7 protein-coding genes are annotated in these 6,797 nt (G+C 63.2%); 3 read left to right on the top strand and 4 right to left on the bottom strand.

The genetic code is table 11. The features are described from left to right. A partial coding sequence (locus C41B8_RS17180; RefSeq protein ID WP_198025269.1) for a cytochrome b occupies positions 1–408 on the top strand: 408 nt, incomplete at its 5' end. A gap of 113 nt (positions 409–521) precedes the next feature. Here the strand turns inward: C41B8_RS17180 and C41B8_RS17175 are convergent. From C41B8_RS17175 to C41B8_RS17165, 3 genes are read right to left on the bottom strand one after another with little or no spacing between them, the layout of a single operon-like run. Continuing rightward, positions 522–3,053, bottom strand: a complete 2,532-nt coding sequence (locus tag C41B8_RS17175; RefSeq protein WP_037341033.1) for a heavy metal translocating P-type ATPase — start codon at positions 3,051–3,053, stop codon at positions 522–524. Positions 3,054–3,069: 16 nt separating this feature from the next. After that, the gene (locus tag C41B8_RS17170) at positions 3,070–3,369 is read right to left on the bottom strand and encodes a metal-sensitive transcriptional regulator (RefSeq protein WP_037341030.1); all 300 of its coding nucleotides are present in this window, start codon (positions 3,367–3,369) and stop codon (positions 3,070–3,072) included. Continuing rightward, the gene (locus tag C41B8_RS17165; RefSeq protein ID WP_037341028.1) at positions 3,369–3,569 is read right to left on the bottom strand and encodes a CopZ family metallochaperone; all 201 of its coding nucleotides are present in this window, start codon (positions 3,567–3,569) and stop codon (positions 3,369–3,371) included. Before C41B8_RS17165 ends, C41B8_RS17170 begins: the two co-directional genes overlap by 1 nt. Before the next feature lie 128 nt (positions 3,570–3,697). Here C41B8_RS17165 and C41B8_RS17160 point away from each other — a divergent pair, with 128 nt between their 5' ends. Further along, positions 3,698–4,354, top strand: coding sequence for a DUF4396 domain-containing protein (locus C41B8_RS17160; protein ID WP_037341026.1), 657 nt, complete (start codon positions 3,698–3,700; stop codon positions 4,352–4,354). A gap of 261 nt (positions 4,355–4,615) precedes the next feature. On the opposite strand, the gene merR is transcribed toward C41B8_RS17160, so the two are convergent. Beyond that, complete coding sequence (gene merR / locus C41B8_RS17155; protein WP_037341023.1) at positions 4,616–5,029, bottom strand: Hg(II)-responsive transcriptional regulator; 414 nt, start codon at positions 5,027–5,029, stop codon at positions 4,616–4,618. Positions 5,030–5,105: 76 nt separating this feature from the next. Between merR and merA the strand changes: the two genes are divergently transcribed. Next, positions 5,106–6,755 carry a mercury(II) reductase gene (gene merA / locus C41B8_RS17150; RefSeq protein WP_037341020.1) on the top strand — a complete coding sequence of 550 codons (1,650 nt, stop codon included), beginning with the start codon at positions 5,106–5,108 and terminating at the stop codon, positions 6,753–6,755. The last annotated feature ends 42 nt before the right edge of the window (positions 6,756–6,797 follow it).

Genomic DNA, 6,797 nt, shown 5'->3' with positions numbered 1-6,797 from the left:
CATAAGATCGCTTTGAACTCTGGCGTTAACGTTGAACCATCATACAGCGGGACCAAACAGCTAACGCAGCCCAAGCCCTCGCTACAGTCGGACCCAGCATGGCAACGGATGTTGGCGCGCGTCGTCCATCTTGTGATCTATACGATCGTTATCGCCCAGCCTATTTTCGGGATTTTGATGGTCACGTCGCACGACCAGTCCATCCCTTTCTTCGGTCTATTCTCGATTCCGGCTTTCATCACGCTCGGTGAACAAGTCGGCGCGACGCTCGGGACAGCGCATGCATTTACGGGCTGGTGGCTCGTCTTGATCGCGCTCGGCGTCCACATCGGCGGCTCGCTGTATCATCACTTTGTACGCAAAGATGATGTCCTGAAACGCATGTGGCGCGGCCGGACCGACACATAGTAGGCCGGTCAATCGGAGTGACCAACAACCCGGGGGGAGGGAAACTCCGACATACGTCGATTCGACCCGCCCGATCGCATTAGAACGTCCCCGGGGCAAACCCGGGGACTGATTTAAGCCGCTTCGTTGTAGTGTGTTTCGTCAACAGTTGCTCCGGTCTCGGCATCATCCGGCGACAATTTCCGACTTGGCTCCAATGCCGCCTTGAAACGCTTGAGCCGAAGCGAATTCGTAAGCACGAAGATGCTGGAAATACTCATCGCCCCGGCGGCGATCATGGGGTTGAGCAGCCAGCCCGTGAACGGGAACAGTGCACCGGCCGCCAGCGGGATCAGCAGCACGTTGTAACCATAGGCCCAGCCGAAATTCATGCGGATGGTACGCATGGTACGCCGCGACAAGGCGATCGCGTTGACCACGCCCGACAAGTCCGCCCGCATCAACACGACGTCGCCCGATTCGATGGCGATATCCGTGCCGCTGCCCACGGCGATGCCCACATCGGCCTGGGTCAGCGCTGGGGCATCGTTGATGCCGTCGCCGACGAACGCGACCGACTGGTTCTCGCCCTGGAGCCGCTTGATCTCGTCGGATTTGCCGTCCGGCATGACGCCGGCAACCACGGTGTCGATACCTAGTTCTTCCGCGATGGCATGGGCTGTCGCTTCGTTATCACCGGTCAGCATCGCCACCGACAAATCCATCGCGTGCAGCGCCTTGACCATACGCTTGGCTTCGCCACGCGCCGGATCGGCCACGGCGATCAGGGCCGCCAACTGCCCGTCGATGGCGGCGAATAGCGGTGTCTTGGCCGTACGCGCCAGCGCGTCGGCTCGATCGGCCAGTGATGACGTATCGATGCCCAGGCTTTCCATATAGCGCTCGGCCCCGATCTGCACCCAATGCTCGCCGACCATGGCTTCCACGCCGTAGCCGGTGTGCGCCTGGAACTGGCTCGCCTCGGACAGCGCGATATCTTCGCGGCGGGCGGCCTTGACGATCGCCGTCGCCACCGGGTGTTCGCTGGTCGCTTCCACGGCGGCGACCTTGGCGAGCACCTCGGCCCGCTCGAAGCCGTTCGTGGTTTCCAGCTCGGTGAGCGCCGGGGCGCCTTCGGTCAGGGTGCCGGTCTTGTCCAGCACCACGGTATCGATACGGGCCAGTTGCTCCAACGCGGTGCCGCGACGGAACAGTACCCCCATCGAGGCGCCCTTGCCCGTCCCGACCATGATCGCAGTCGGCGTAGCCAGGCCCATGGCGCAAGGGCAGGCAATCAGCAACACCGAGACAGCAGCGATAAACGCAAGCGCGAGTGCGGATGGCGGCCCCAGAATCAGCCAGCCTACGAACGTTGCAGCCGAGACCGCCATTACGATCGGCACGAACACGCCCGCGATCTTGTCGGCCACCGCTTGGATTGCGGGTTTTTCGGCCTGGGCCTCCTCGACCATGCGAATGATGTGCGACAAGACGGTATCGCCGCCGACGCTGGTCGCCTCGAGCTCGAGTGTACCGCTCTGGTTCACGGTACCACCCACCACTTCGTCGTCCGCCTGCTTGGCGACCGGCACCGGCTCACCGGAGATCATCGACTCGTCGATATAGCTCTCGCCCGAGCGCACCGTACCATCGACCGGGACGCGCTCGCCGGGCCGCACGGATACGATATCGTCCTGGGCGACCTGGTCGAGTTCGACCTCGGTCCATTCGCCGTCGCGTTTGACGCGCGCTGTCTTGGACTGCAGCTGCATCAGCCCCTGGACCGCCTGCGAAGTCCGGCCCTTGGCCACGGCTTCAAGATAGCGACCGAGCAGAATGAGCGTGACGATCATGCCGGCCGCATCGAAATAAGTATGCGCCGTGCCGCTGGGAAAGACCTGGGGAACCACCAAGGCCACCAGTGAATAGAAGAACGCCGCATTCGAGCCGAGCATCACCAGGCTGTTCATGCCCGGGGCGAGATGCTTCATTTCGCCCCAGCCGAGCGTATAGAAACGCCAGCCCGCATAGAACTGGACCGGCACGGCCAGCACCAGCTCGATGATGGTCCAGGCCCGTGCCGGTAGCAGCCGATCCATCGCGGTCGCGATCGACGGCACGCCATGCAACATGGCGATCGCAAACAATGGAATCGTGAAGGCAGCCGCCAGGATCAGGGCCTTTTTGAGCCGATCGGCCTCGCTGGGCGAGTCGTCATCCGCTTGGGCGTCATCGTCGAGCGCGACCGCGGTATAGCCGGCTTTTTCGACGGCCTCGAATAGCCGCGCCCGATCCACAAGACCAGGCACATAGGCCACGCGAGCCCGCTCGGTGGTCAGGTTCACGGTGGCCTCGAGCACACCTTCGAGCTTACTCAACTTCTTCTCGACGCGCGCTACACACGAGCCGCAGGTCATGCCGTCGACCTTGAACTCAAGCGTTTCGGTACGTGCCTCGTATCCGGCCGACGCAACTGAATCGAACAGCGCCGACACATCGTTGACGCGGGTGTCGAGCGAGACCTTGGCCCGCTCGGTCGCCAGATTGACGGAAGCGTTCTGGACGCCGTCGACCTTCTTGAGCTTCTTTTCCACACGGGCCACGCAGGCGCCGCACATCATGCCGTCGACGCCGAAATCGATCTCCCGGATCGTATCCTGGGCCATATCGGCCTCCTCCGCGTTAGCGGTATTTCAGAATATCCATGAGCTCGGCCACGATCGCTTCGTCATCGCCGCGTTCGTGGGCGGTGACCACATGGTGTTTCAGATGACAGCGCAGGATCATGTCGCCCGTCTTGGCGAGCGCGCCGTTAACGGCCTTGATCTGCTTGAGCGCATCCACGCAGTAGACATCATCGCGTTCGAGCATGCGCAGAATGCCCTCGACATGGCCCCGTATGGACCGGAGCCGGCTGCGCGCGTCGTCACGTACAGCCGGGTCCAGAACCAAACGGGTCTCTTGCGGATCGAGGTCAGCCATTACGCGACGCGGGCCTCGTAACCTTCTTCCTCAACCGCCGCGATCAGTGCATTCGTGTCGGCCGATCCTTCGACCTCGGCTTCGCCTTCGTCGAGACGAACGGCCACGACCCGATCCACGCCGGGCACGTCCGCCAGTGCCGTGTCGACAGCCTTGACGCAATGCTGGCAGCTCATGCCTTCGATCTTTAGCTTAGTCATCAGGGACTCCACTGATTGATCCACCCCACTAGGGGTGGGTTAGGATGTGATCGAAAATTTACTCGTCGGCTTGAACGCTGTCAACGATCGAGCAACGGCGCCGGCCGATTCAAACCCAGGAGTAAGCAATGGAAACACTTGAAATCATTGCCTGGATCTTCGTGCTATTGGGCGTCGCCACGGCACTGGCGATACTGCGCGACGTGATACGTCATCCCCAGCCGATGCAGATCATGAATGTCACGTGGCCGGTCAACGGCTTGTTCACACCGGTATTCGGCTGGTGGGTCTACAAGAAACTCGGCCGACCCGATGCCGAGGCCGGCGGTCATACGGATAAGCCATTTCCCCAGAGCGTGCTCGTCGGCGTCACCCATTGTGCGGGCGGCTGCGTCCTCGGTGACTCGATCGCCGCGCCGGTGGTCTCGGCGATCGGTTTCACCATCGCCGGATCGTTGCTGCTCGGCCACTTCGCCGGCGAATTCATAGCGGCCTACCTGTTCGGCATCGCCTTCCAGATGCTGCCGATGATGAGCATGGGCGAGAGCAACCCGTTACGGGCGTTCATCAACGCCATCAAGGCCGATACGCTGTCGCTGGTGGCTTTTGAAATCGGCATGTTCGGCTTCATCGCGCTAGCGTTTAAGCTGCTGCTGCCCCAAGAACCCCACGTGGCCTCGGCCACCTTCTGGTTCATGATGCAGATCGCGATGATCATCGGCTTTGCGACGGCCTACCCCGCGAACTGGTGGCTGATCAAGCGCGGCATCAAACACGGGATGTAGGGAGTCTAAGATCGGTCGCCCGGCCGGGTGGCTAGCAGGAGCTTTGGCGAATGCCACTGCTATTTAGCATCGGAATACATGGGTTGGTATATCGGGCTGAAGATGGAAACACAGCCCGGCACTCGCTTCGGTTATCGCCTGCCGCCAGAAGGATCGGGCCGGACTCATTGTCCGGCCCATTTTCAGCGATATTGAAACACCGCGTCACCTCCACTGAGGCGAAGTAAACGGATAACTCCTCGGTAACAAACGAGTCGTACGCTACGTTTTCGCTCCCCTGCCCCCGCCCTGTAGCGCCGCGATCAAAGGACAGGACACCGCGTCTTGCTGCGCTTGGCAGGCCTCAAGCAATGAAGACAGCGCCGTTTCGATTCGTGCCAGGTCGGTCATTTTGTCGCGTACTTCCACCAGTTTATGCTCGGCAAGAACGCTGGCCTCCTGGCATTGGACGCCATCGTTGAGCTGCAGGAGTTGCGCGACTTCGGCCAGACTGAAACCGAGCCGCTGCGCCGACTTCACGAACCGCACCCGCGTGACATGCGCTTCGCCATACCGGCGGATCCCGCCATAGGGTTTCGCCGGTTCGGCCAACAGGCCGCGGCGTTGATAAAACCGGATGGTCTCGACGTTGACCCCGGCGGTTTGGGCCAGCGTGCCAATAGACAGCGCGTCCATATCATTTGACTCCGTACCGAACTACGGCAATACGGTCACGGTATCACGTCAACGACCGGCTTCATCGGAACGCGCCATGCAACGTACCTTCGCCATCACCGGCATGACCTGCGAGCACTGCGCCCGCACGGTCGAGGCCGCCCTCAATGCGCTACCCGGCGTGCATGCCGAGGTGGCCTATCCCGCGCGCCGTGCCCAGATCGAGCTGGCCGACGGTACGGACGAGGCCGCGTTGATCGAGGCAGTCCGCGCCAAAGGCTACGACGCCCGGACGCTGGATGACGACCAAGCCCCCGCCGAGCCCACCACGACATTGGACGGCGACGGTGAGGGCCTGCGTATCGCCATCATCGGCAGCGGCAGCGGCGCGTTCGCCGCCGCCATCCGCGCCGCCGAGGCCGGCGCCCAAGTCACGATGATCGAGTCCGGCGACATCATCGGCGGCACCTGCGTCAACGTGGGTTGTGTGCCCTCCAAAATCCAGATCCGGGCCGCCGAACTGGCCCAGCACCAGCGGGCAAACCCCTTCGACGGACTGGCCGATCATGCGCCGGCGATCGACCGGCCGCGGATCGCGGCGCAGCAGCACTCGCGGGTAGAGGAGCTGCGCCAGGCCAAATACCAGAAGATCCTGGACGACAACCCGGGCATCGACATGCGCCGCGGTCGCGCTCGCTTCGAGGATGCCCATACTCTGTTCGTCGACCTGCAGGGCGGCGGGCAGGAGCGAATCACCGCCGATCGCGTGCTGATCGCCACCGGCGCCTCACCCATGATCCCGCCGATCCCGGGACTGGCGGACACGCCCTACTGGACCTCGGACGAGGCGGTGTTCAGCAACGAGACGCCCGAGCATCTGCTGGTCATCGGCGCCTCGGTGGTGGCGGTCGAGCAGGCCCAGGCGTTTCGCCGGCTGGGTTCGAAGGTGACGGTCCTGGCCCGCAGCACGCTGCTGTCGAGCGAGGTCCCGGACCTGGGCGCGGGTCTTACCGAGGCCTTCCGGGCCGAAGGCATCGACGTGCGCGAGCACACCCAGGCCAGCGCGGTCCGTTACGAGGCGGGCCAGTTCGTCCTCGAGACCCAGAACGGCCCGATTCGTGGCGACCGGCTGCTCATTGCCACCGGCCGCGCCCCGAACACTCGCGATCTCGGCCTGGAACAGATCGGCGTGGAGACCGACAAGCGCGGTGGCGTCAAAGTGGACGCGCACCTGCGCACCCGCATCGAGCACATCTACGCCACCGGCGACTGTACCGACCTACCGCAGCTCGTCTACGTGGCCGCCGCCGGCGGCACCCGCGCGGCGGTGAACATGACCGGCGGCGAGGCCACGCTGGATTTGTCCGCCATGCCGGCGGTCATCTTCACTGAGCCGCAGGTGGCCACTGCCGGCCTGGACGAAGGCCAGGCGCGGGTACGCGGCATCGCGACTGAAACCCGTACGCTCGGCCTGGAGAACGTACCCCGTGCGCTGGCCAACTTCGAGACCCGGGGTTTCGTGAAGCTGATCGCTGAGGCGGGTAGCCACCGCCTGATCGGCGCGCAGATCCTCGCCCCCGAGGCCGGCGAGATGATCCAGACCGCGGTGCTTGCCATCCATACCGGCATGACCGTCGAGGCCCTGGGGAACTTGTTATTCCCGTATCTGGTGCATGTGGAAGCCCTCAAGCTCTGCGCGCAGACGTTTACCAAAAACGTCGAGCAGCTGTCGTGCTGCGCCGGCTGAGTCCCATCCGTCCCATCGACACAACTCTCGAGAGGCAATCGC

It is taken from the genome of Salinisphaera hydrothermalis C41B8 (genome assembly GCF_000732535.1).
Taxonomy (GTDB): Bacteria; Pseudomonadota; Gammaproteobacteria; order Nevskiales; family Salinisphaeraceae; genus Salinisphaera; species Salinisphaera hydrothermalis.
Note: the sequence above shows the minus strand (reverse complement) of the source record. Positions and strands in the feature narration are given on the sequence as shown.